At 69.6% G+C, this 21,173-nt stretch carries 21 protein-coding genes; 10 read left to right on the top strand and 11 right to left on the bottom strand.

Annotated elements, in window-relative coordinates; genetic code table 11:
- Window positions 1-69 precede the first annotated feature (69 nt).
- Entirely contained in the window at window positions 70-1,275 is a 1,206-nt protein-coding gene (locus tag ACFRFC_RS14800; RefSeq protein WP_382680526.1) for an LLM class flavin-dependent oxidoreductase, read from the bottom strand.
- Between the two features lie 253 nt (window positions 1,276-1,528).
- Between ACFRFC_RS14800 and ACFRFC_RS14795 the strand changes: the two genes are divergently transcribed.
- The 4 genes from ACFRFC_RS14795 (at window position 1,529) to ACFRFC_RS14780 (ending at window position 5,873) form a co-directional block, all read left to right on the top strand.
- Window positions 1,529-2,932 (top strand): cytochrome P450, encoded by a 1,404-nt coding sequence (locus tag ACFRFC_RS14795; RefSeq protein WP_382680527.1) that lies wholly within the window; start codon window positions 1,529-1,531, stop codon window positions 2,930-2,932.
- A 12-nt stretch (window positions 2,933-2,944) separates the two neighbouring features.
- Window positions 2,945-4,084, top strand: coding sequence for a polyprenyl synthetase family protein (locus ACFRFC_RS14790; RefSeq protein WP_382680528.1), 1,140 nt, complete (start codon window positions 2,945-2,947; stop codon window positions 4,082-4,084).
- 22 nt (window positions 4,085-4,106) lie between these two features.
- Window positions 4,107-5,171 carry a hypothetical protein gene (locus ACFRFC_RS14785; RefSeq protein ID WP_382680529.1) on the top strand — a complete coding sequence of 355 codons (1,065 nt, stop codon included), beginning with the start codon at window positions 4,107-4,109 and terminating at the stop codon, window positions 5,169-5,171.
- Between the two features lie 381 nt (window positions 5,172-5,552).
- On the top strand, window positions 5,553-5,873 hold the full coding sequence (locus ACFRFC_RS14780) for a hypothetical protein (RefSeq protein ID WP_382680530.1): 321 nt from the start codon (window positions 5,553-5,555) through the stop codon (window positions 5,871-5,873).
- 33 nt (window positions 5,874-5,906) lie between these two features.
- On the opposite strand, the gene ACFRFC_RS14775 is transcribed toward ACFRFC_RS14780, so the two are convergent.
- Window positions 5,907-6,290 carry a hypothetical protein gene (locus tag ACFRFC_RS14775; protein WP_382680531.1) on the bottom strand — a complete coding sequence of 128 codons (384 nt, stop codon included), beginning with the start codon at window positions 6,288-6,290 and terminating at the stop codon, window positions 5,907-5,909.
- A gap of 627 nt (window positions 6,291-6,917) precedes the next feature.
- Between ACFRFC_RS14775 and ACFRFC_RS14770 the strand changes: the two genes are divergently transcribed.
- Complete coding sequence (locus tag ACFRFC_RS14770; protein WP_382680532.1) at window positions 6,918-8,102, top strand: tetratricopeptide repeat protein; 1,185 nt, start codon at window positions 6,918-6,920, stop codon at window positions 8,100-8,102.
- Window positions 8,103-8,570: 468 nt separating this feature from the next.
- Window positions 8,571-9,899 carry an MFS transporter gene (locus ACFRFC_RS14765; RefSeq protein WP_382680533.1) on the top strand — a complete coding sequence of 443 codons (1,329 nt, stop codon included), beginning with the start codon at window positions 8,571-8,573 and terminating at the stop codon, window positions 9,897-9,899.
- On the opposite strand, the gene ACFRFC_RS14760 is transcribed toward ACFRFC_RS14765, so the two are convergent.
- From ACFRFC_RS14760 to ACFRFC_RS14745, 4 genes are all read right to left on the bottom strand, one after another.
- Window positions 9,818-10,171 (bottom strand): hypothetical protein, encoded by a 354-nt coding sequence (locus tag ACFRFC_RS14760; protein ID WP_382680534.1) that lies wholly within the window; start codon window positions 10,169-10,171, stop codon window positions 9,818-9,820. The two genes, ACFRFC_RS14765 and ACFRFC_RS14760, sit on opposite strands and share 82 nt — an antisense overlap.
- Window positions 10,172-10,307: 136 nt before the next feature.
- Window positions 10,308-11,891: an asparagine synthase-related protein gene (locus ACFRFC_RS14755; protein ID WP_382680535.1), complete on the bottom strand. Its 1,584-nt coding sequence runs from the start codon at window positions 11,889-11,891 to the stop codon at window positions 10,308-10,310.
- A 62-nt stretch (window positions 11,892-11,953) separates the two neighbouring features.
- Window positions 11,954-12,082, bottom strand: a complete 129-nt coding sequence (locus ACFRFC_RS14750; protein WP_382680536.1) for a hypothetical protein — start codon at window positions 12,080-12,082, stop codon at window positions 11,954-11,956.
- A 43-nt stretch (window positions 12,083-12,125) separates the two neighbouring features.
- Window positions 12,126-12,674, bottom strand: coding sequence for a GNAT family N-acetyltransferase (locus ACFRFC_RS14745; RefSeq protein ID WP_382680537.1), 549 nt, complete (start codon window positions 12,672-12,674; stop codon window positions 12,126-12,128).
- A 224-nt stretch (window positions 12,675-12,898) separates the two neighbouring features.
- On the opposite strand from ACFRFC_RS14745, the gene ACFRFC_RS14740 reads away from it, so the two are divergent.
- Window positions 12,899-14,155, top strand: coding sequence for a helix-turn-helix domain-containing protein (locus ACFRFC_RS14740; RefSeq protein ID WP_382680538.1), 1,257 nt, complete (start codon window positions 12,899-12,901; stop codon window positions 14,153-14,155).
- On the opposite strand, the gene ACFRFC_RS14735 is transcribed toward ACFRFC_RS14740, so the two are convergent.
- The 4 genes from ACFRFC_RS14735 to ACFRFC_RS14720 all read right to left on the bottom strand — a co-directional run bounded on the left by ACFRFC_RS14735 (window position 14,141) and on the right by ACFRFC_RS14720 (window position 16,699).
- Complete coding sequence (locus ACFRFC_RS14735) at window positions 14,141-14,740, bottom strand: HAD-IA family hydrolase (RefSeq protein ID WP_382680539.1); 600 nt, start codon at window positions 14,738-14,740, stop codon at window positions 14,141-14,143. The genes ACFRFC_RS14740 and ACFRFC_RS14735 overlap by 15 nt on opposite strands.
- Window positions 14,741-14,803: 63 nt before the next feature.
- The gene (locus ACFRFC_RS14730; RefSeq protein WP_382680540.1) at window positions 14,804-15,646 is read right to left on the bottom strand and encodes a hypothetical protein; all 843 of its coding nucleotides are present in this window, start codon (window positions 15,644-15,646) and stop codon (window positions 14,804-14,806) included.
- The gene (locus ACFRFC_RS14725; RefSeq protein WP_382680541.1) at window positions 15,646-15,840 is read right to left on the bottom strand and encodes a DUF397 domain-containing protein; all 195 of its coding nucleotides are present in this window, start codon (window positions 15,838-15,840) and stop codon (window positions 15,646-15,648) included. Before ACFRFC_RS14725 ends, ACFRFC_RS14730 begins: the two co-directional genes overlap by 1 nt.
- Before the next feature lie 7 nt (window positions 15,841-15,847).
- The gene (locus ACFRFC_RS14720; protein WP_383112619.1) at window positions 15,848-16,699 is read right to left on the bottom strand and encodes a helix-turn-helix domain-containing protein; all 852 of its coding nucleotides are present in this window, start codon (window positions 16,697-16,699) and stop codon (window positions 15,848-15,850) included.
- Window positions 16,700-16,904: 205 nt separating this feature from the next.
- Here ACFRFC_RS14720 and ACFRFC_RS14715 point away from each other — a divergent pair, with 205 nt between their 5' ends.
- On the top strand, window positions 16,905-17,309 hold the full coding sequence (locus tag ACFRFC_RS14715; RefSeq protein ID WP_382680543.1) for an ATP-binding protein: 405 nt from the start codon (window positions 16,905-16,907) through the stop codon (window positions 17,307-17,309).
- 4 nt (window positions 17,310-17,313) lie between these two features.
- Here ACFRFC_RS14715 and ACFRFC_RS14710 read toward each other — a convergent pair whose 3' ends face one another.
- Window positions 17,314-17,985 (bottom strand): class I SAM-dependent DNA methyltransferase, encoded by a 672-nt coding sequence (locus ACFRFC_RS14710; RefSeq protein ID WP_382680544.1) that lies wholly within the window; start codon window positions 17,983-17,985, stop codon window positions 17,314-17,316.
- 312 nt (window positions 17,986-18,297) lie between these two features.
- Between ACFRFC_RS14710 and ACFRFC_RS14705 the strand changes: the two genes are divergently transcribed.
- Both ACFRFC_RS14705 and ACFRFC_RS14700 read left to right on the top strand, forming a co-directional pair.
- A complete protein-coding gene (locus ACFRFC_RS14705; RefSeq protein WP_382680545.1) occupies window positions 18,298-19,521 on the top strand; it encodes an amidohydrolase in 1,224 nt (407 codons plus the stop codon).
- A gap of 295 nt (window positions 19,522-19,816) precedes the next feature.
- Window positions 19,817-20,875, top strand: coding sequence for a BMP family protein (locus tag ACFRFC_RS14700; protein ID WP_382680546.1), 1,059 nt, complete (start codon window positions 19,817-19,819; stop codon window positions 20,873-20,875).
- Window positions 20,876-21,173: the final 298 nt, after the last annotated feature.

Here is a 21,173-nt window from a genome sequence, read left to right as displayed (position 1 = left end):
GTGCTGGGCGACGGGAATTCGCCCACGTTGGACCGATGACTCACCTGGAGGGTTGCACAGCTTTTCGGGTCAGCTGGTGCCGATACCCGGACCGACACCTGGATTGCCGCCCGGACCGATCCCCGATTCGGGCGGATCTCCGGATGCGCGGCCCCCGTCGAGATGCTTGCGGATCTCCGCCTCCGCCGCCCGGAAGGTGTCGCCGAACCAGGTGGTGCGATGGGCGCCGGACCAGTCGTGGGAGGCGAGGCGGGGGCCGCAGCGGGCGGTGAAGGCGGGCATCACCTGGTCGATGAGGAGCAGATGGGAACGTCTGCTCGCCTCGTCGTCGGCGAAGTGGGTGATCTGGTTGAGGATCGCGCCGAAGCCGCCCGACTTGTCCCAGTACCGGGCGAGCGCGGCGACCGCGTCGGCGGGGGTGCCGACCGTGACCCCGTCGCTGGCCAGAAACGTTTCGAAGTCGGCGTATCCGACCGTCGCCGGGCCGCCCTCGATCACCCGGTCGGCGTGCCGGGCCCAGCGCCGGAAGCCGGCTTCGACCTCGCGGATCGCCTGGTCGCGGGTCGGGGCGAGATGGAAGGGGGCGACCAGGCGCAGCGCCGAGCGGTCCATGACCTGGCCGTGTTCCTCGGCGGCGGCCAGGGCGTTCGCCCAGTTCACGTCGAGGACGCTGTAGCCGGGGCCGGTCGCCGCGGCGAGGCAGAGCATGCCGATGCCGTACCGCCCGGCGAGTCTGCCGCCGGAGGGGGTGACGGCACTGGCGACGGCGAGTTCGGGTCGTGGCCTGGTGTACGGCCCGAGCTGGAGCCGGGCGTCGCGCAGGGTGTGCGGTCCGGCCTGCCGGGTCACCGTCGCGCCGTCCAGCAGCCGGATGACGATGTCCAGCGATTCGGCCATTCTGGCGCGCTGTTGCTGGGCGGGCACCCCGAACATATGGGCGTCGCCGGGCAGCAGCCCCGGGCCGAACCCGAACATCGCGCGCCCCCGGGTCTGGTGGTCGAGCTGGACGATCCGGTCGGCGACGGTGAGGGGGTGGTGGAACGGCAGCGAGATGACGCCCGTACCCAGCCGGATGCGCCGGGTCCGCTCCGCTGCCGCCGCCACGATCAATTCGGGAGATCCGATAATCTCCATTCCGCCGGAATGGTGTTCCCCGATCCATGCCTCGTCATATCCGAGACGGTCCAGAAACTCGATGAGGTCGATCTCGCGGCGGATGGCGAGGGTCGGATCGGAGGTCAGCGGGAGCAGCCAGGGTGGCGTGAAAACTCCCACGCGTAAATGTGATTTATGCACGGCTGTCAAGCGTATCCGTGGCGGACTGCCCGGACAAGGGTGCATTCGTGGGGGAATTCACCGGGGGTATTCATCGGTGAAGGTTCTCCAGGGGAATAGTGAATCCCTTCGGCCGGAGGGGTGATCACCGCCCTTTCGGCGGCAGAGAAGACCAGGAGCGCGGAGGCGGCACCAGGAAGGGAATGTGTAAGAAAATCCTACGATCCAAAGAAGAGAATGGAAGGGAATCCCTATGACACCCACCTTCATCGGCGGACGCGCCCCCGGCGCCCTGCCGATCGCCGGACACGCCCTGCCACTGATCCGCCGCCCGGTCGAATTCCTGGCCTCGCTACGGGAGTACGGCGATCTCGTCGAAGTCAGGCTGGGCCCCACCCGCGCCTACGTACCCTGCCATCCGGAATTAGTCCGGCGCATTCTGGCGGACGACCGTACCTTCGACAAAGGCGGCCCTTTCTACCGCAAGGCGCGAGATCTGTTCGGGAACAGTATCGGCACCTGCCCGCAATCCGAGCACCGAAGGCAGCGCCGACTGCTCCAGCCCGCCTTCCAGCGGCACCGCATCGCGTACTACGCCTCCGTCATGCAGGAGGAGATCGAAGAACTGACGCGTTCCTGGTCCGGCGGGGAACGGATCGACGCCTACGCGACGATGAACCGGCTCACCCTGCGCACGGTCATCCGCACCCTCTTCTCAGCCCATGCCGACGAAGAAACCGTCGAGGGGGTCCGGCATGCCTTCGAGACACTGAGCGCGGGATTCTTCCAGTGGATGTTCTTCCCGGACGCCCTGCACCGACTGCCGCTTCCGGCCTATCGGCGCCACCGCCGTTCCATGACCTATCTGCGGGGCACGGTGAAGCGCATTGTCGAGGACTACCGGCGTGACGGTACGGACCACGGGGACCTCCTCTCCATGCTGATCGCGGCGGGCGACCCCGGCGCGGACGGCGCCCAGGGGACGGACGGCGTGCCGGGCCTCAGCGACGAGGAGATCGAGGCGCAGATCCTGACCATGCTGGCCGGCGGTTCGGAGACCGTGGCCACCACCCTCACCTGGGCCCTGTATCTGCTCTCCGAGCATCCCGACATCGCCCGCGCGGTGCAGGCGGAGGCCGACGACGTACTCAAGGGCCGGGCCGCGGGCTGGGACGATCTGCCCGCGCTGGTGGTCACCGAACGGGTCATCAGGGAGACCCTGCGGGTGCGGACCCCGGCCTGGCTGTTCACCCGGGCGACGACCGTGCCGGTGGATCTCGGCGGCGTGCGCCTGCCCGAGGGAGCCCCGATCCTCATCTGCCCTCCGGCCGTCCATCTCAACGCCGATGTCTTCGCGGACCCGGAGCACTTCGACCCGGACCGCTGGCTGCCCGAGGCCCGGTCGGCGATGCCGAAGGGCTCGTTCCAGGCGTTCAGCGCCGGGGCCCGTAAATGCATCGGCGATGTCTACGGCATGACGGAGTCCGTCATCGGCCTGGCGACCATCGTCGGCCGCTGGGACACCACCCCCGTACCGGGCGCCGATCTGCGGCTGACCCCGCTGATGGCCCTCAACATCCCGCGCCGACTGCACTTCGACCTGACCCGGCGGGGCCCGGTGCCGGACCACGTGCCCACGGCCGGGTCCGCGAGGTGAGAGGAGGTCGTCATGGTCGCCCACTACGACGACCCCGGCGCGCTGTCCACCTTCCGGACCCTGCGCAGCGCCGTCGCGGACGAGATCGGCTGGCGCTGGCCGCGCGAGGCGGACGAGGTGACGGGCGGGGTGACGGGCGGGACGGCAGAGGGTACGACCGGCGGGGCAGGGGCGGGTACGACCGGCGGGGCAGCGGCCGGTACGACGGGCGGGGCAGGGGCCGGGATGGCCACCCTGCACCGGCACGCGATGCTCCCCCCGGGCAAACTCCTGCGCCCCGTACTGCTGCTCTGCTCGGCCCTCGCCACCGGCGGCACGCTGTACGCCACCGTTCCGGCCGCGGTCGGTTTCGAGGCGGCCCATGTCGGCAGCCTGCTCCACGACGACATCATCGACCAGGACGGGGAACGCCGTGGCCGTCCGGCGGCGCACACGGTGTTCGGCCCGGGGAAGGCGATCGTCGCGGGGAACGCCCTGTACTTCGAGTGGTTCTCGGCGCTCGCCGAGTGCGCGCGGCGGGGCATCCCGGTGGACCGGGTGGCGCTGGCGATGCAGGTGCAGTCGGCGGCCGGTAGCCGGGTCTGCGGGGGCGCGTACGACGAGATCACCATGGCCGGGGCGATCGACAGCACCGTGGAGGAGTACTTGCGGATGGCGGAGGCCAAGACCGCCGTGCTGTTCGAGGCGGCGTGCCGGGTGGGGGCCGTGCTCGCCGGGGCGGAGAAGCCCGTGATCGACGCGGTCGGCCGGTTCGGCCACCATCTCGGGGTCGCGTTCCAGCTACGGGACGACCTCTTGCCGTACGACGCGCCCGATACGGAGGGGAAGCCCCCGGTCAGCGATCTGCGCAACCGGCGCCCCACGCTGCCGGTCCTGCTCGCCTACCGAGGGGCGGGCCCGGCCGACCGGGACACGATGCGCCGGGCGCTGCTGGACGGCGACGACCCGGCATCGGCGCTCACGACGATGCGGGCGCTGCTGCACCGGCTGGGCGCGCTCGACACGGCACGGGCCATGGTCCACGAAGAGGCCGACCTGGCCTGCGCCGCCCTGGCCCGTCTCCGCTCCGACGACCACGCCTACACGGCCGTACTGCTGCACGCGGCCCGCCGCTTGAGCGTACGGGGTGTGCCGCCACCGGACCCGAGATGAGACAGGGCGTGAGGAGCACCCCATGAACACGGCACACCGCAACCCCCTGCCCCCCACCCCCCTGACCTCCCCTCACCCATCCCTCTCGCACATCAAGTGCCCCATTCCGTACGCCCCGCCGACCCGGGCCGGGAGCATCGAGAAACACACCCTGGACTGGTTCGCGCGCTTCGGGTTCGGGGCGAGCGCCGCCGAACGCGAGATGCTGGTGGCCTGCGCCCCCGCCCACTGCGCCTGCATGCTCACCCCGGACGCCCCCGAGGACCTGCTCCGCTTCTCCTCGGCGTACATCGTCTGGGGCCTGCTGTTCGACACGCTCCTGGACCACGGCGAACTGGCCGACCGCAAGCGGAACTACGCCCTGCTGGCCCCCCAACTGGTCCGCACCCTGAACGACCCCTGGCGCCGCCCCGAGGGCCTGCACCCGGTGATCCTGCTGCTCCGGGACATGCGGCTGTACCTGGAGGGCCGCGTCTCGGCGCCGCAGATCCGCCGCTGGGTGGACTCGCACGCCCGGTACATGACGGGCGTGGCCCGCGAACTGCTGGACGCGGAACGGGGCGTGCTGCCCACCCTCGACGACTTCCTCTACCTGCGGATGTACACCGCGGCCGGGGCGGCGGGCGCGGCACTGGTCGACCTGTGCGCGGGCCCGGGCCCGGACGCCACCGAGCTGGAGACCCCGTCCGTCCACGCCCTGACCGACGCCGCGTCCATCGTGATGTCCCTCTTCGGCGACCTGGGCTCGGCCTCCAAGGAGGGCCCTCTCGACTACAACATCGTCAATGTCATCGCCCACGAGCTGGCGTGCACCCGCGCGGAGGCGACGACCGAGGCCGTCCACCTGTGCAACCGCATCATCGACCAGTTCTGCCGCCTGAGGGCGGAGGTGTCCCCCACGCTGAGCCCGCCCACCCGCACCTACCTGACCGCCCTGGGCGGCCTGATCCGGGGCGTCCTGGACTGGTCCGACCTGGTCCCGCGCTACTCGGCCCACCCCGTCACCGACTACCCCGACATGACGCGCCCGGCACGGATCGATCCGAGGGGTCTGGCGTCCATCGCGTGGTGGTCGGAGGGGTGGTGAGCCGGGGTGGTGGGGGTGAGGCGGGTGGGTGCGTCGGTCCCGTAACCGTGCGCGCTGCCCGGCGCGAGCGCGGATGGGAGGGCTGAACGCCTCCCGGCTTCATGGCTGCGGGCGGGCTGGGTTGGCGCGATCGGGCGGTTTCGCCTCAGGTTCCGTATCCTCCTCCCGGTCGGCGAGTAGTACGTACGGCCATGGGAATCGGCGACCGGCATCAGAAGAAGGACGTGGAAGCCGCGCTCAAGAGGGCGGAGGCGGCCGGGCTCAAGGTGACTCGCACGGGAGGCGGCCACAGATGGGGATACGTGCTGTGCTGTCCGTGCAGCCAGCGGCGCACTGTTTCCTCCACGCCACAGAACCCGAGCGAAGAAGCGAGGCATATCGATGGATTCGTCAGGCAGCACCGCGCCTGCGCGTAACTGGTATTTCAACCTGGTTCTGCGGGACATCATCACGGAGGAGCAGTCTGATGCCCTGGCGCAGGTGGCCGGCTTCCATGATGGTCGGATCTCGCTGGTCGAATCTCCCGAGCGGTCGTGGTTCACCTGCTCATTCGCGGCCGAGACGCTGACTCAGGCCATCGCTGAAGCCCTCGACCGGTTCAAGGACTTTCCCGGAGTCCTGGTTCAGAGCGTCGAACTGGACCCGATCGCCCTTGAGTACAACGGAATGACCACGGTGGCCGTGGTGCGGGTGCCCGAGTAGAGGTCCGGTCGGCGTTTCTCGCGGGGAAAAGGGTCAGCCGAGCAGACGGGCGACGAGTTCCCGCACGGGCGCTTCCAGCTCCAGGTTGTTGCCGCGCCCGATGCCTCGGAGGTACTCGCTGGCTACAGCCAACTGGGAGAAGCGCCCCGAGGGGGATGCGAGTGCAGGGGCGAACTCGCGCTGGACGCGATCGGCGACAGAGGGCTCGGGCAGGCTGGAAATGTAGAGATTGGCCTCGTCGTATCCCGCCGGGCCCAAGCCCCATCGCTCCCAGCCGAGGATGCACAGCTCGGGCCCGACCAGATTCGACCACTGAATGTCAGCGTGCAGCGTCGCCCACTCCGGGATCCCGGTATCCACCTGGATGCCCAGGAACTCCGGCATAGCCCAGTGAAGCCGCTCCTGGCGGATGGTCACCCTGCCCGTGGGGACCTCGGAGACCGCGCCGAGGGCATTGCGGAGTGAGCCCCACCAGGCATCGGGGAGGTCGAGCCCCGAGGGGGCATGACGGTCGAGCTGATGAGGCAGCCCTCGATGCGTTCGTGGATCTCCGCCCGGTAGGTGTATGTGGCCTCCGACCAGTGACGGACGCTTTCCAGACGGGGCCGGGGAACGCTGTCGGGCATTGCCTCCTGCGCGGTTTCCGCCCTGTCCCACGCGGCCCGAGCAGCCTTCTCCGTCAGTGTCGCCGCGACGCGGAGCCACCGACCGCTCGTCACGGGGCCGCTGAGCGTCTTGCCGTCCCATCCCCAGGTCTCTGCATCCCCGGCCGGGCGGAGGCCGAAGACGGAGGCGGCGTACTCGAACGCCTTGCGCATTCGCTGGGCTGTGGTCGGGTCAGGAGCGGAAGGCATCCAAGATCCTCGTGATGTCGGTGCTGTGGAAGGGGCTGCTTCGGGTCACGCGGATGAGTCGGGCCGCATCTGCCCAGTGATGAGCCGTGCTGGCCGACGGAAGTATGCGCCCAGTGACCTGGCCCGCGCCGTTGGTCAGGCCGAGGGCAGCGGGCCGGGCCGCCTGCAGCGCCAGTACGCCCGCAAATGGATGACCGGCGAACGTACGCCCGACTACTGGTGGCCCTACATCGCCCGCGTCCTTGAGCTCGATCCCGGGGCACACTCCATCCGTCAATCTCCCGCCCTCGCGCTGGTCCACGCCGATACCGTGGCCTCAGTCATCGAGTTGGGAAGGAACGACCTCGACGTGGACCGCCGGAGTTTTTTCCTCACCGCGTCCAGCGCCTACGCCCTCGCCACCCTCGGCCTGCCTGACCCGGACAGCATCACCCGCCGCGTCAACACCACCCCGCCCGGCGCCCTGCGTGTCGGTCGCGGCGAGGTCGACGCCATCAGGGTGATGATCAAGACTCTCGGTGACTCCGCCTCTGAACTGGGTGGCGGCCACGCCCGCCACCTCGCCGTGCGTTACCTCACTGAGGACGTCGCGCCCTGGCTGAACGGCAGATACACCGAGGCCACCGGCAGGGAGCTGTTCGCCGCCACCTCCCAACTCGCCCACCTCGCCGGCTGGATGGCCCAGGACGAAGGCGACACACCCGAGCTCCAGGGCATCGCCCAGGGCTACTACGCCCACGCCTACCGGCTCGCCGACGAGGCCGGCGACCCCGAACTCGCCGGCACTGCACTGCGCGGGCTGGCCGTCCAGTGCATCGTTCTCGGCTACCGCGCCGAAGCCGTCCAGCTCGGCGAAGCCTGCGTCCACTACGGCCGCAACCTGCCCAACCCACGCGCCGTGTCCTACTACAACGCCACCCTCGCCAACGCCGCTGCCCAGGACGATGATCACCCCCTTGCCAAATGGCATCTCGCCCTCGCCGAGACCGCGATCGGCAAGCCCACCACCGGGCCCGGCGACTCGTGGGCAGCCCACTACTCCCCGGGCCGCTGGGCTCATGAGACCGGCATGATCTACAGCCGTCTCGGCGACCTCACCGCCGCCGAGGAACACCTCCACCTCGCCCTCGACATCCACGGCCTCGACCGCCGCCGCACCCGCGCCATCGTCTTGGCCGACCTCGGCGCCGTCCGCCTGCGCCAAGGCGATGTCGACGGCGCCGTGTCGACCTGGTCCGACTTCGTCGACTGCGCCGAGGGCGTCCGATCCGTCAAGATCCGCACCGCTGTCCAGGACATGCGAGTTCGCCTACGCCGCTTCCCGGACATGGCCGAAGCCCAAGAACTCAGGACCCGAGCCGCAGCCCTCATGTGAGGCCCGCCCCCCACAGCGAAAGGCAGCGCAACTTCACTCAGCGGACTGGGCTGATGGTGGATTGAAGGGGAGTGATCTTCACTCCGGCCTGCCCGACGTACATCGGTGATCAGTCGCCGTCGAAGCCCCCGCAGTCCGAGTCCCCGCCCCAGTCCTCTACGTCGCCGTCCTCGCCACTACACGGCCCACCCCACGACCGACCACCCGGACATGACCCGCCCCCCACGGATCGACCCGAGGGATCTGGCATCCATCGCGTGGTGGTCGGAGGAGTGGTGAACTGCCGGAACCCGACGCCGGTAGTTCCAGGTCGTTGAGGTCCCGCTCGTTGAGCTGGGTCCTGCGTGAGATCCGAAGTGTGTTGGTGCGCCTGCGTCATGCGATCTGCGGGGTTGCTCTAGAGTCGGGACGACCTTCCCGGTGGCGCTTGGCTGCCGGGATTTCGTGTTCTCCGGGCGGAGTTGGATCTTGCGTAAGGCGCGGCTGCACGACCGGAACGCCGCAGGGCCCGTCCCTCGTATCAGCTGGGCGGCCCGGTGCCGGGAGGCAGGCGCTCCACTGGCCGTCAGGCCGTACCGGCTGCACTTCACCGCTCGCCTGCTCTCCTGGACCGGATCGGCCGTAGCCCCCATCGGGCTGGCCTTCGCGGTGCTCCAGATCGGCGGTGGACCCGGTGCGCTGGGCGCGGTTCTCGCGGCGAGTGTCGTACCGCAGATTCTGCTGCTGCTCGTCGGCGGGGTCGTCGCCGACCGGCTGCCCAGGGATCGGGTCATGGTGTGGTCCAACATGGTCTGCGCGGTCGCGGAGGCGGCTGCGGTGGTGTTGCTGCTCTCGGGCACGGCCCGGGTCTGGCACCTGGTGGCGATGTCGGCCGTCTGCGGGGCGGCGGGAGCCTTCTTCACCCCGGCGGCCGGGGGCATCGTCGTGGAGGTGGTCCCGGCCGAACTTCGGCACGCGGCCAATGCTCTGCTGAAGATCGGCCAGAACACGGTGAAGGTCGCGGGGCCCGCCCTGGGCGGCGTCCTGGTCGCCGTGGCCGGGCCTGGCTGGGCCCTCGGATGGGACGCTCTGACGTTCGCTGCCTCGGCCCTCCTCTTTTCCCGGATCAGCCTCAAGGCCAAGAACGTGAAGGTCCGGGCCGGGTTCGCCGCCGATCTCCGCGAGGGCTGGGACGACTTCCGCTCCCGCCGCTGGCTGTGGGTGATGGTCTGCCAGGCCGCCGTGATCGTTCCTGTGTGGCTGGTCGGCTACCAGCTCCTCGGCCCGGTGTACGGACAGCGGCTTCTCGGCGGTGCCGCCGCGTGGGGTGTGGTGGTGTCCGGCTTCACCGCGGGGCTGGTGGCCGGGGCGGCGGTCGCCCTGATGTGGAAGCCGCGCCGGGTCGGAGTCGTCGTCTGCGCGGGCACCGGATCGATGGCGGTGCCGCTGGCGGCGATGGCGGCGGCGGTGCCGCTGCCCGTGCTCGCGGTCGCCATGGGTGTGGCGGGCACGGGACTGGCGGTCAGCATGACGGTATGGGCCTCGCTGGTGCAGGAGCGGATTCCGGCGGACCGGCTGGGCCGGACCCTGTCCTACTCGACACTCGGGCAGATCCTGCCCGTGCCCTTCGGCTATCTCCTCGCCGGTCCCGCCGCCCACCTGTTCGGGCTCCGCCCCACCCTGGCGACGGGCGCCCTGATCATCACGGCCGCCGCCGTCGTACCGCTGGCCATCGCTCAGGTCCGGGGGCTCTGCTTCGCGCCTGAGGCGACGGAGGACGCCGATGAGGCCGTGAGCCCGGCACGGGCGGAGAGGTAGAACGCGCGGGCCACCTCGACGGCACCGGCGAAGTCGCGGAACGCCCGGTCCCGGGCCGCCGCGTCCAGCACGGCCTCGCCGCATCCCTGGGGAAGCCCCCAGCGCTGGACGAGATGCGAGGCGATGCGCTCGGTGCTCAGGTGGGCCGTGGTGTGGTGGGGGTTGGCCGCCTCGATCTCGGCGTTGAGGGCGAACGCGGCGGCGACGGCCTCGGCCGCGAGTTGGTCACCGGACAGGCCGGCCACCCCCACGCCTGCCGCAGCGGCGCACATCGCCTGGCATCCCGCAGGCCCGCGAGGGGCATCGACGAGGCACTCGTAGAGGCCGGGGCCGGTGATCCGGCCTACTTGGAGTCGCCATTCGAATCGCGTCGAGCGTATCCCGCAAGCCGGAGACGGCATGCTCTCCTCATAGTGTCGGCGCCGCCGCAGGTGTGGCCAGGGATCGTAGGGCGGCCTCCAAGGCCAGGGGCCGATACATCGCGCTGGCACCTTGACCAGTGGTGGCCGAGGTGGTGCATTCCGCCTCCAGCGCGACGGGATCCAGCAGGCCGTGAAGGGCAAGGACCGAATCGGGCAGCCACCGGCGGAGGAGTGGCAAGCCGTCCTGACGCATGGCCGTCTCGCATGTGGCCGCAAAGTTCTCCCGGAGCGGTGGGTCGACGACCTCGGGTGAGTACCCGGCTTGTCGCAGGCGGAGACGCATCAGCCTTTTTCCCCGCCGCCAGGCAGGCGGCAGGGACTCACCGAATCGCAGGACGAGCGGGGTGGCCAGCGGGCTGATGGGCCACAGGCCATGACGCATGGCGGTCGCGCTGTGGACGGCGAGAGCGAGGAGGGTGGAGGCGTGGAGGACCGACGCGGGCGCCAGGTCGTCCTCAAGGTACGGCAGCGAATCCCGGGCGCGGGGGCCGAGATGACCGGGCAGGGGGTGCAGGTTCCACGGGTCGCCGGTGAGGGCGCGTTCCTCCGGCCGCTGGAAGCACAGCTCGTCGCCGCCGATCCCGGTGAACACCCACCGGACACCGGCGGCGCTCAGACGGCCGTACAACTCGCTCATGGCTTCGACGTAGGTGCCGTCCGTGGGACTCGTGGGCAGGCCACGGGCGCGGGGCCCGGTGGGGTGGAAGGGCGCGAACTCCCCGACGGGCACGGTCAGGTCGCGGCCGAGGCAGGCACGTGCGGAGATCTCGCGGCGCCGCCGACGCTGCTGCTCGCCGACCTCGCCGCCGAGCAGCAGCGCCGCGGTACGGACCGGTCCGGCGGTCTCGGCGAGGGCGAGGGCGGTCATGGCGCTGTCCATGCCGCCGGAGAGCTCGACCGCGCAGGCGTCGGTGGCCAGCGGACGGGCGGTGACCTCCCGTCGCAGTAGATCTCTGAACGCGTCCACAGGGTCCGCGTCGGCGTGCAGGGTGCGTGGCAGGGAATGCAGGGCCGGGGTGGGGTAGGCGATGTTCAGCCCGGCCGTGGGATCCCAGGCGGCGGTCGCGCGTTCGGTGAGCCGGTGAATGCTCCGGAAGACCGTTGCGGTGCTGTAACGGCTGCGGTAGGCAAGCATCGCGGCCGCTTCGCGGGCGTCCAACTCATCGGCGCCGGAGGCCAGGTCGAGAAGGTCCCAGGAGACTCTCAACTCTCCGTCGGCGGGGCGGAGGTAGAGGGGTGCGACACCTCGCTCCCCGCACGTGATCCGCACGCCCTGCCCCGCGGTCAGCTCCACTCGCACCGCTTGGAGGGGCCAGTCGGCGGCCTCTTCTACCTGCCGCCGGTAGTACGGATCGCGCGTCACACACCGCAGCATCGTGACCGGCTGCCGGTCGCGGGCGGTCTCGCGCGCGATCAGGCACGACCGGCCGGATGCGGGCGCGGTGACCATAACGTGCTCGATCGCGGGGTGCGCGAAGGGCTCGATCCAGGATCGGCCGGAGACCCACCGGTGTCCGGTCCACTGCCAGCCGCCCGCGTCGGGAGGCCCCGTCAGTTGCATCTTGATCATCGCGTGCCTCCTGGCCTGTGGATGGGCCGGGCGCATGCTGCCCGGCCCACCACCGAGGACTGTCAGATGTCGTCGGTCTCGGTCTGCGTGTCCGAGCTGCCCTCCTTCTTGGTGTAGAGCAGGTCCAGGCCCGGGATCTCGCGGATCTCCTGGTCGGCGAACAGCCCCTCGAAGGGAGTCGTCTGCTGCATGTCGATCGCCTTTCTCGTCGGAATGGGATGTGTGGTGCAGCCGTCACTCCGTCGGAGTGCCGGTGTCCTTGATCACTGAGGTGATCGCGGGCAGAAGCTCTGCCCGGCGGGCCATGAGGTAGGCGGTGCGGTTCCTGCGCCGGGGGGTATGGACCAACTCCCAGCCCTGCACATCGCGGTAGTAGGTCATGAGCCGTTCTGCGAAGGTGCCGCGGCGCACCCACTCGACGCCCTCGCGTGCGGCACGGTCCAGGGCCCACCACGCCATCAGGCGGCCGGGCTGGTCTGATCGGCGGGCGGGGTGAGTGAACGACGTTGCCAGGAAGTACGCGCTCTGGGCCAGTTCCTCGGGGGTCCAGCCCCATTGCGGCGTTGTGGTGAACACGGTGGTGCAGCCGATGATCCGGCCGTCGTCGACGAGTGCCCAGACGGGGAAGTGCGGGTCGGCGGCCTGCGAGGCGATGGTGTTCACGTCGTCATCGGTCCGGGGCCAGTCGGGAACGCTCCGCTCGCGCATCCAGGCCATGCGCGCCCGCACCATCGTGGCAATCGCTTCCTGGTCCTCGGCGACGGCCGGACGCATCTCGTACACGGCGTTCCTCCTGGCTTTCCTGGCTCGTGGGCTGCCCCGGGCGGATGGTCCGGCGGCAAAAGGTGTCCGGCACAGTAATGCCGCCACGGCTCCGATCATCGCTCTCGCTTTAGGTGCCGATACGAGCACACACCGTCATCGGGCGGCGGACAATGGAGTGGTCCGATCCAGCACCGATCCCAAGGGGGAAGGGCGTTCCGATGTCCGATCAGCTTCGCGACGACATGCGGGAGGCGCGCAGGGCGTCCGGCATGGTGTGGGCGCGGTTCGCCCGTGAGGCGGGGTTCGGCGAGGCGTACTTGCGCAACGTGGAGAACGGGAACCGGTCGGTGACCGCCGCGGTCGCCGCCGCCTACGACAGGGTGTTGCACACCGGCGACGTCTTCATGGCGGCGTTGCACGAGACCGGTTCGGTCACGGACCTGCCGTGGGACCGGCCCGGAAGCCTGGCGGTTCTCACCGGCCTGCTGGAGGGGAACAGCGTGGATCGCCGAGGCATCCTCTCGGCCGGTGCGGCACTGGCGGTCTCGGCAGGCAACTGGTCCATGGCGTGGGAGCCGATCCACGCGACGACGGCATCGGTGGCCGACGGACCGGCGCTGCTGACCCACGTGGAGGACCGGCTCGACCATCTCAGGCATCTCGACGACGAACTCGGCAGCGGCGTGGTGTATCAACTGGCCCGCAGCGAACTGTCCTTGATCGTCAGACTGATCAGGTCGTGTCGCTACGACGGTCCCACCATGGCCTACTTGCATTCGATGGCGTCCGAAGCCGCCCGACAGACCGCCTGGGCGGCCTTCGATCAGGGACGCCCCGGTATTGCCCAGCGCTTCTTCGACGGTTCTCTTCGTGCCTCGGCCGAGGCCGGTGATCCGATCAGCGGCGCCTACGGCCTGTCGTTCGCTGCCATCCAGTGCTATTCCACCCCCGGTCAGGCAGGCCGGGCGGTATCGCTGCTGGAGACAGCGCAGGAGCGGGTGAAACGGAGGGCGACCCCGCGTATGCAGGCCATGCTGGCGGCCAGGACCGCCCGCGCGCTGTCCAAGACCGGCGCGAAAAGGGAGTGTGCCCGCCAACTCGACCTAGCCCGTGCAGCGCTGGACAAGGGAACACACGACGACGACCCCAGGACCCTGTACTGGGTGGACCACGGCGAGATCGAAATGATCGCCGGCTCGGCCGCCCTGGATCTTGGGGACCCGGCCGAAGCGGTACGCCGTTTTGAGGCCGCCGTGCAGGCGTCGTATCCCGGCGACGACGAGTACCCACGCAGCCACGCGATCTACCTGGCCCGCGCCGCCGAAGCGCACATTGCCCTGCACGACTTGGATGCCGCGGTGGCCGGCGCACGTCATGCGGTGAGGTGCCTCGGCTCTGTGGACTCCGCGCGCTCCGCGACCGAGCTGAAGTCACTCCGCGAGAAACTGTCCCCGCACGTCTCGTACGCCGCCGTACGCGAGTTCCTACAGGCCGGATAGCCCGAGCGTCTCACGCAGACGCCTGGCCACCACTTCCTCGTCCAGTGCCAGAAGCGGGGTGATGCCGAGCTTGTGGGCAGCGGCGAGGTTCTCCTCGCTGTCATCGACGAACAGGCACTGTTCTGCCGGTACGCCGAGTTTGTCGAGCACCAGGCGGAAGATGGCGGGGTCGGGCTTGCGCAAGCCGTGCTCTGCTGAGAGGACGACTTCGTCAAAGGTGTGGTGCAGGTCGAATCCGGCGTAGGGGTCGAACGGTTCCCGCCCGAGGCTGTTGGACAGCACCGCGGTTCTGATTCCGGTGGCTCGTGCCTGCCGGGCGGCTTTCAGCACCGGGTGGGCCGGAAATGCGTCGTGGAGGTAGCGGGCCATCAGGTTGTCGGGGACGACGCCGATCAGCGCGGCGAACCCGTCGTTCCAGTCCGTCTGGGTGATCTCACCGAGTTCGAGTTTCCGGAACAGCTCCTGCCCCGTCGGGTCGGCCCAGGCACGGAGGAAACTTCCCCGGGCGAGCCGCTCCCGATCCTCGAAGTAGGAGATCACTTCGACCATGTTGAAGGTCAGAACCCCGAAGAAGTCGAAGATCACGCCACCGAATCTGGTCCCTGAGGTTGTCGCCATCTCCAGATCCTACGATCCGTACATCCGGCATCAGTCGCCGTCGAAGCCCCCGCCGTCCGAGTCCCCGCCCCAGTCCCCTACGTCGCCGTCCTCGCCACCCCGTGTCCGTCCACCGGCGCCAGCCCCGGACGTTCGCGGCCCTCTCGGCCGGAACCGGTGGAGCCGCAGTGCGGTGAGATCCCGTACGGGCGTCCGCGCCACCTCGGTGTCAGCGATCTGCCAGCAGTGGCGGTTGAACCGGGGCCAGCGTGGCGTGGACGAGTCCGGCCAGGTCACGACCGCCCACAGACACAGCACCGGCCAGGCGATCACCGGCAGCGAGGCCCAGAACTCGGCCACCTCGATCCCACCGGGTGCCGGGGCGTCGGAGAAGCCCCCGTGCATCGCCATCCCGAAGACCACGGGGAAGGCGTAGCAGATCAGCCCCATGCGCTCCGACCCGTTGTACTGCTTCAGGGGCAACGCCCCCTCGGTCACCCGGGCCCGGAACGCCGCGAAGTCGTCCTCGCTCAGCACCTCGTAGAACCGGGTGCCGGTCTCGCTCCGCGCCTTGAGTGCCTGAACGAGTGCCCTGAGTGCCGGATCAGTCGGTATCGGCGCCGACGCCGCCACGGTGAGTATTCCGTCGTCCGAGACCTGGGCGACCCCGTCCGTGAGGAGACCGCAGACGGCGACCTCCGCCGCGTCCGGTATCCACCGGGCACGCTGATATGCCGCCTGTACGGGGGAGACGCCCTCTGCCATGGCCTGGCGGATGACCGCACGGTCGGTACGGGCGCCGCGCCACCTGGCCACCCGTAGGGCGACGTCCACGGCGAAGAACGCCAGCAGCCAGCCGGTGATGATCAGTTCCGACTCCGGGGACCAGAACATCAGGGGAGCTGGGCGTTCTTCAGGGCTCTGACGAACGGAGTGAAGGCAACCGGGGGGAAGCTGAGGGTCGCTCGGCCAGGGGTCTTGGAGTCGCGGATGGATATGTGGGTGGGGCGGGTGGCGATCTCCACGCAGTTGTTGCCGTCGCCGGCCTGAGAGAAGGACGACTTCCGCCAATTGTCGGGGGCAGTCACAGTGGCCTCACAGTTCCCTGGACAGTGCGTGGATGAGATCACGCGAGTGGGTTGCGTCGATCGACATACCTTCCAGCTTACGAAAGAGCGTTCGCAAGACGTGTAGTTGAGCCTCGGAATCGATGAAGCCAACGCCATCGGGTGCGTCGCGCGTTCCGGTGTCCAGCCTGGGTAGGGCACCACCCGCGAGCATCATCGCGTTCCAGTTCCCGCCGAAGCCGTCCAGCTCGAAGGGAATGACTCGGACGGTGATGTGGTCCGCCTCGGACAGCTCCAGCAGCCAGGCGAGCTGGGCCCGCGAGGTGGCGCGATCGCCGACCCGGATGCGCAAAGCAGCTTCATGGATGACCACCTGGTAGGCAGTGGGGGCGGAGCCCAAGAGGATGATTTTGCGCTGCATCCGGTGTCTGACGCGCAGGTCCAATTCCTCTTCCGGGAGGCCCGGCACCCTGGAGGAGAACACCGCGCGGGCGTAGTCCTCCGTCTGAAGCAGACCGGGGATGATCATGAACTCCGCGTCGCTTCGGTAGGTCGAGTGATGTTCCAGCTCGGCAAGGTCGAGGAAGGGCGTGGGCAACTGCCCCCGGTACTCCTCCCACCAACCCCGCGTGCGGTCGGTCGCCATCGCTGATAGTGCGTCGATCAACTCCGCCTCTTCGCAGGCGTAGTTGGCCGCCAGGCGCCGTACGCGTTGCTCACTCACCCCCGCGATCCCGGACTCGATCTGGCTTATCTGCACAGACGTCGTCCCGAGCAGGTTCGCGGCCTCCGTGGCCTTGAGTCCGGCGGCCTCTCGCAGCCGTCGCAGCTCTATGCCCAGACGCATCTGACGTGCAGTGGGGTGCCGTCGTGCAGGCACGGTGTTCCTCTTTCCTCAACGGGATTGGCAAGGCCACGCGTTCGGGGTCAGATAGGGCGACCCGCTTGCCGTGAATGAAAAGTATGCCCTACCGTCAGTGACGTACCAAACGCGCAGCGGAAGCGCACCGCCCCGCCCTGCCCGGACGGCCGCGGCACTGCCACCGCACACCAACACCACCACCCCCCACCGGAGTTGATCCCCCATGCCCGAAAACGGCGTCGAAACCTGGGACTACACCCTCTTCATCCCCAACGACCTAAGAGCCGTCACCGTCTGCCGCCGCACCCTCCGTCTGATCCTCACCCTGCATGGACTCATCACCCTCGTGGACACAGCGGAGCTGCTCGCCGCAGAGTTGGTGTCCAATGCCGTGCGGCATACGAAGGGGCCCGCCGCGCTCAGGGTCCGCCGCAACCCGGAGGGCACCGTGTGGATCGGGGCCTGGGACACCGACCCCGCGCCGCCGGACCCGCCCTGCCTCCTGGGGCGGGCCCTCGATCTGGAGGACGGACGCGGGCTGGAACTCGTACGGGCGTGCTCGGATCACTGGGGCTGGCAGGTCAGGGACCGGGGGAAGTACGTCTGGTGCGAGCTGAAGGGAGCCTGACGGGCTACGGCCTCGACGCCACCACGAACGTCTTCGCCCATTTCTCCTCGCCCTGCGGCTCCCGTACGGTCTGTGACCGCACCGTCAGGCCCGCCTTGGCCAGCGCCTCCGTCACCGTCCCGGTGGCCCGCATGTAGTAGTCGAGCGCGATCTCGTGGCCGTAGCGCTCGGTCAGGTGTACGTGTTCGTCCTGGTCCCCGGACTGGAAGCTCAGCAGGACCGGTGCCCCCGGGACCAGCACCCGCCGTATCTCCTCGAAAAGCCCGACCAGGTGGTGATCCGGGACGTGGATGATCGAGAACAGCGCCACCACCCCGCCCAGCGTCCCGTCCGGCAGGTCGAGCGAGGTCATCGAACCGACATGGAACCGCAGGTCAGGGTGGGCGCGGCGGGCCATTTCCACCATCCGGGGGGAGAGGTCCACGCCGAAGACCGGGACGCCGAGATCACGCAGCCGGGCCGTTACGAAGCCCGGTCCGGACCCCAGGTCCGCCACCGGCGCCGGCGCGTGTTCGCGGGTGAGGTCGGCGAATGACGAGACCAGTGCCTGGTCCAGCGGGCGGTCCGCCAGCCAGTCGGCGTGCTCATCGGCGTACTCCACCGCGATCGCGTCGTACGCGTCACGCGTGCTGGGCACGAAATCCTGGGCGGGCAGCCCCTCGCTGGTGTTCGTCACGTCGCCGCACGCTACCGAAGTCACCCGGACGGCGCCCTCCCATCGCCCTGTCCCGTCAGATGAACAGTTCGGCGAGTCTGGAGGCGGGCGTGGTAAAGGTGGAGGGTGGGACGTTTTTTCCGGGTGCTGTCCTGGTGGGGACGCGTACTGTCCTCGTAGGGAGCGCCGCAGGAAAAGGCGGCAAGCTTACCCATCCAAGTCCACCCCTAAGCCCCGTACGGCCAGATTTTTTGCCCTAACCGGCTGAAGTTTTGTTGATCGTGGGTCAGTTGACCGTGCGGGCGGCCTACCCTTCAGAGGGTGAAGCAATTGATGTCCCCAGAGTCCGAGGTCGATCTTCCCGGAGACGCCCTGCCCGGCACCTTGCCGGAGGCCCTGCGCGCAGAACTCGTCGCCTTCCGTCGCGACCTGCACATGCACCCAGAACTGGGCAATCAGGAGTTCCGTACGACCGCCGCGATCAAGGCCCGGCTGGAGAAGGCGGGCCTTGAGCCCCGCGTACTCGCCATGGGCACCGGACTCGTGTGTGACATCGGCGTACCGGACGACATCCCCGGAGATCCCGGTGGCATGCTCGCGCTCCGCGCCGACATCGACGCGCTGCCCATCCCGGACGCCAAGACCGACTGCGCCTACCGCTCCACCGTGCCCGACCGCGCCCACGCCTGCGGCCACGACGTGCACACGACCGCCGTGCTGGGCGCCGGGCTCGTCCTCGCCGACCTGCACCGGCAAGGGCGGCTGCCGCGTCCCGTGCGGCTGCTGTTCCAGCCCGCCGAGGAGGTGCTCCCGGGCGGCGCCGCCGACGCCATCGACTGCGGGGTGCTGGACGGCGTCGGCCGGATCATCGCCGTGCACTGCGACCCCCGCGTCGACGCCGGCCGGATCGGACTGCGTACCGGCGCCATCACCTCCGCCTGCGACCGGCTGGAGATCTCCCTGGACGGGCCCGGCGGCCACACCGCCCGCCCGCACCTCACCACCGACCTGGTCACGGCCGTCGCCCGGGTCGTCACCGACGTCCCCGCGCTCGTCGCCCGCCGCGTCGACACCCGCGCCGGGCTCGCCGTCACCTGGGGACGCATCGAATCCGGCCACGCCCCGAACGTCATCCCGCAGCACGCGGAGCTGTCCGGAACCGTGCGCTGCCTGGACATCCACGCCTGGCGCCAGGCGCCCGACATCGTGCACGCCGCGATCGACGAGGTCGCCACCCTCCACCGCGCCAAGTCCGAGATCACCTACGTGCGCGGCGTCCCGCCCGTCGTCAACGACCCCGCCGTCACCGAACTGCTGCGCGACGCCATGACCGTCCGCCGGGGCGCCGACTCCGTCGAGAGCACCGAGCAGAGCCTCGGCGGCGAGGACTTCTCCTGGTACCTGGAACACGTCCCGGGCGCCATGGCCCGCCTCGGCGTCCGCACCCCGGGCGAGCGCGCGGTACGCGATCTGCACCAAGGCGACTTCGACGTCGACGAGCACGCGATCACGGTGGGCGTCGAGCTGTTCACCGCCGCAGCACTGATCACAGGCTGAGGACCAGCCCACCTAAGGGGCGCGGGGCTGTATCGATGTGCGGCTCCGCCGCGTGGGCGCGACCAGCCACATCGGACCCGCACCCGCCCGCGCCCCCAACCACCCCCCACCCCCACCCCCCGCGCGATAAGCCCCCCGCCATCCCTTTCGACCCGGTCGGACACAAGGACGTAACCGGCCATCGGCACGAATGGATAACAGCACGGCGATACCCCGTTCCCAGGATGGTCTACGCGCGTTAATGTGCGCCGAACTCAGCACCCACTGCGGGGCTTTGGAGAATGGGGAACTTCAGATGCGTCGGATTTCCAAACTGACCCGCGTCGCGGTGGGGGTCGCGTCGCTCGCAATCGCCGCCACCGCCTGCGGTGGAACCAGTGACGAGAACACCGCCTCGGACAGCAGCTCCAGCGGCGAGGAACTCGGTCTCGCCATCGCCTACGACATCGGCGGCAAGGGCGACCAGTCCTTCAACGACGCCGCGTTCGCCGGTCTGGAGCAGGCGCAGCAGGAGTACGGCTACGAGACGGCCGACGTCGAGCCCACCGAGGGCGAGACGGACGCCGACAAGGAGCAGCGGCTCGCCTCGCTGGCCCGGCAGGGCTACAACCCCGTGATCGGCGTCGGTTTCGCCTACGGCCCCGCGATGGAGGCCGTGGCCAAGGACTACCCCGACACCACCTTCGGCATCGTGGACTCCGTGGTCGAGGGCCCGAACGTCGCCTCCCTGGTCTTCGCCGAGGAGCAGGCGTCCTACCTCGCCGGTGTCGCCGCCGCCAAGGCCACCAAGACCAACATCGTCGGCTTCGTCGGCGGCGTGGACATTCCCCTGATCAACAAGTTCGAGGCCGGTTACAAGCAGGGCGTCGCGGACACCTCCGGCGGCAAGGTCACCGTCGAGTCGCAGTATCTGACGCAGACGGCCGAGGAGGGCGGCTTCTCCAGCCCGGACAAGGGCAAGGCCGCCGCCGAGGGCCAGATCGAGAAGGACGCCGACGTCGTCTACCAGGCGGCCGGGCTGTCGGGGCAGGGGGTCATCGAGGCCGCCGCCACCGCCAAGGTCTGGGCGATCGGCGTCGACTCCGACCAGTACCAGCAGGAAGCCCTCGCCGGGTACAAGGACTACATCCTCACCTCTGCCCTCAAGGACGTCGGCGGCGCGGTGTACGCGCTGAGCAAGTCCGTCGAGGACGGCACGCCGCTGACCGGCACCCAGACCTTCGACCTCAAGGTCGACGGCGTGGGCCTGGCCGACAGCAACCCGAAGATGGCCGAGGTCGCGGGCCTGACCGACGCGGTGGCCGCGGCCAAGGCGGGCATCATCGACGGCACCATCAAGGTCGACACCGAGTAGTCGGCCGTACAGCTGTCCTGAAGACGTAAAAGTCTGGCAAAGCGGCAGTAAGCCGTACGAAGCGGGTGGGGCCGGTCGTCCTGCCCGCTTCGGCGTTTCCTGGCCGACCCGCCCCCACGCCCGCTTCGGCGTTCCCGCCCGGCCCGCCGCCCCTTCGCGACAGCCAACGAGCAGCCAGCCGACAGCCAGCCAGCAGGAAACCGGCAGCCAGCCGGCCGGCAATACCCACCCGCCGCCCGCAGGGCATTGGCCACGGCCGGATAACAAGGTGGACAGAAGGGGTTTTCAGGCTGGTCTA

Source organism: Streptomyces sp. NPDC056734, assembly GCF_042790455.1.
Classification (GTDB): Bacteria; Actinomycetota; Actinomycetes; order Streptomycetales; family Streptomycetaceae; genus Streptomyces.
This window is presented reverse-complemented; position numbering and strand designations above follow the sequence as displayed.